Genomic DNA, 2,688 nt, shown 5'->3' with positions numbered 1-2,688 from the left:
TCTTCCAACCCGGTGCTGACCGACGCGGCCGCCAAGGCCGGCTGGCCGACGATCATGCGCCTTTATACGCGTGACGATGCGCAGGGCGCCTTCATCGGCCCATGGATCGCCAAGAAGTTCGCCGGCAAGAATGTCGTCGTCCTGCACGACAAGAGCGCCTACGGACAGGGCGTGGCTGACGCCGTCAGGGCAACGATGAATGCCGGCGGCCTCAAGGAGGTCTACTATGACGGCATCAACGCTGGCGAGAAGGACTATTCGGCTCTCGTTACCAAGCTCAAGGACTTGAAAGCCGACGTCGTCTATTTCGGCGGCTACCATCCTGAAGCTGGCCTGATCCTGCGTCAGTCGGCGGAACAGAACCTGAAGTTCCAGCTGATCATGCCGGACTCCATCGCCTCGCCGGAATTCTGGCAGGTCGCTGGCCCGGCCGGCGAGGGCACCATGTTCGTCTTCCCGTCGGATCCGCAGGCAAAGCCGGAAGCCAAGGCAGCCGTCGAGAAGATCAAGGCCGGCGGTTTCGTGCCGGAGGGCTTCACGCTGTTCTCATACGCCACCATCCAGGCATTCGCCGAAGGCATCAAGCGTGCCGGCAGCGACGATCCGGCCAAGGTTGCCGAGGCGCTGAAGAACGGCACGCCGATCAGCACCGTCGTCGGTAATGTCACCTTCGACGAGAAGGGCGATCTCAAGAATGCCAGCTACGACATCAACCAGTGGCATGACGGAAAATATGCGCCGATCGCGCAGTAATCGCCGGCCCGGCGACTGAATAGCATAGGGAAATGGCCGGGGTCGTCCCCGGCCATTTTCTTGTTTGCCCTGTAGTCTGCCTTTCGAACCGTCAGCTGGCTACAGCGGCCGAAGCGGCTTGTTCCTCGACGAACCGTACCAGCACCGTCCCGTCGGTCACCTGCACGCCCTCGGTGGCGATCTCGGCGATCACGCCGTCATGCGGCGCGGCGATGGTGTGTTCCATCTTCATCGCCTCCAGGATCAGCAGCGGTTGACCCTTGATCACGGCATCGCCCTTTCCCACGCGCACCAGCTTGACCAGTCCCGGCATCGGCGCGCGCAGGCTGCCTGAACCCGCCGCTGCCTCGTCGGCTCGTGCGAGCGGGTCCGGCACCGTAAAGGTGTAGCCGACGGCGCCTTCGAACAGGGTGATGTGGCCTGGCCAGCGGGCGAGGCGTGGTGTTGAGCGAAAATCATGCGAATTGGTGTCGTCATAGGGCTTGTCCAGCGTCACCTGGAACCGCCCGTCATGCCGCACCGAAACTTTCGCCACGATTTCGTCTTCGCCAAACTTCAAACGTGTGCGTCGCGCCACGCTGTGGAAATGCGCATAACCGGCAAGCGACGACCACGGATCGTTGGGTGACGGCGATGCTCCGGCGCCGGAGGCCGCAACGGCCGCGGCAGCGATGGTTTCGCCGGTCGGCGGCGCGACCTCGGTCAGCGCCGTCTGGTGCCTGGCGATCAGGCTGGTGTCAACATCGCCTGCGGCGAAATCCGGATCGGCGGCGAGAGCGGCAAGAAAGGCGGTGTTGACGGTCGAGCCGGCGATCTCGGTCCGGGATAGCGCCGCGCCAAGCGCCTCCAGAGCCGCCTGCCTGTCCGTTGCGTGGACGACCAGCTTGGCAATCATCGGGTCGTAATAGGGCGAGATGGCGTCACCCGCTCGCACGCCAGTCTCGATGCGAATCGTGGCGCCTTGCGGGGCCGCATCCGGAAATTTCAGATGATGCAGCGTACCGGTCGCCGGCAGGAACCCTTTTGCCGCGTCCTCGGCATAGATGCGCGCCTCGAAGGCATGGCCGACGAGCGCGATCTCGCTTTGCGTCTTGGGCAGCTTTTCGCCTGACGCGACCCGCAACTGCCACTCGACCAGGTCGGTGCCGGTGACCATTTCGGTGACCGGGTGCTCGACCTGCAGACGGGTGTTCATCTCCATGAACCAGAAGCGGTCGGCCTTCAGGCCCTGCGAGGCATCGACGATGAACTCGATGGTGCCGGCGCCTGAATAATTGATCGCCTTGGCGGCCTTCACTGCCGCCTCCGTCATCGCCTTGCGCAAAGCGGGCGTCATGCCGGGCGCCGGCGATTCCTCGATCACCTTCTGGTGGCGGCGCTGCGCCGAGCAATCGCGCTCGTAGAGATGCACGACATTGCCCAAATTGTCGCCGAAGACCTGCACTTCGACATGGCGCGGCTTGTCGACATATTTTTCGACCAGCACACGGTCGTCGCCGAACGCGGCTTTCGCCTCGCGCCGTGCGCTGGACAACGCCTCGGAAAACTCATCGGGATGCTCGACCCGGCGCATGCCCTTGCCGCCGCCGCCGGCGCGCGCCTTGATCAGCACTGGATAGCCGATCTCGCGCGCCTTGGAGGCAAGCAGCACGATCTCCTGCGCCTCGCCATGATAGCCCGGCACGACCGGCACGCCGGCCTTTTCCATCAGCCGCTTGGCGGCGTCCTTCAGCCCCATGGCACGGATAGAGGCCGCGGATGGGCCGATGAAAATAAGCCCCGCCGCTGTCACCTGGTCGACGAAATCGGGATTTTCCGACAGGAAGCCGTAGCCGGGATGAATGGCTTGCGCACCCGTTGCCAGGGCCGCCGCGATGATCTTGTCGCCGCGCAGATAGCTTTCGCCGACGGGCGAGGCGCCGATATGCACCGCCT

General features: G+C 64.2%; 2 protein-coding genes. One reads left to right on the top strand and one right to left on the bottom strand.

The genetic code is table 11. The features are described from left to right. Positions 1-753 (top strand): branched-chain amino acid ABC transporter substrate-binding protein (locus EN994_RS26095; RefSeq protein ID WP_164746199.1); only part of this gene is annotated, 753 nt, incomplete at its 5' end. A gap of 91 nt (positions 754-844) precedes the next feature. On the opposite strand, the gene EN994_RS26090 is transcribed toward EN994_RS26095, so the two are convergent. Then, positions 845-2,688, bottom strand: a 1,844-nt coding sequence (locus EN994_RS26090) for an acetyl/propionyl/methylcrotonyl-CoA carboxylase subunit alpha (RefSeq protein WP_164746198.1), incomplete at its 5' end; no start/stop codon positions are given.

Origin of the sequence: Mesorhizobium sp. M7A.F.Ca.CA.002.09.1.1 (assembly GCF_003998555.1) — a bacterium.
In the GTDB taxonomy this organism is placed as follows: domain Bacteria; phylum Pseudomonadota; class Alphaproteobacteria; order Rhizobiales; family Rhizobiaceae; genus Mesorhizobium; species Mesorhizobium ciceri.
This window is presented reverse-complemented; position numbering and strand designations above follow the sequence as displayed.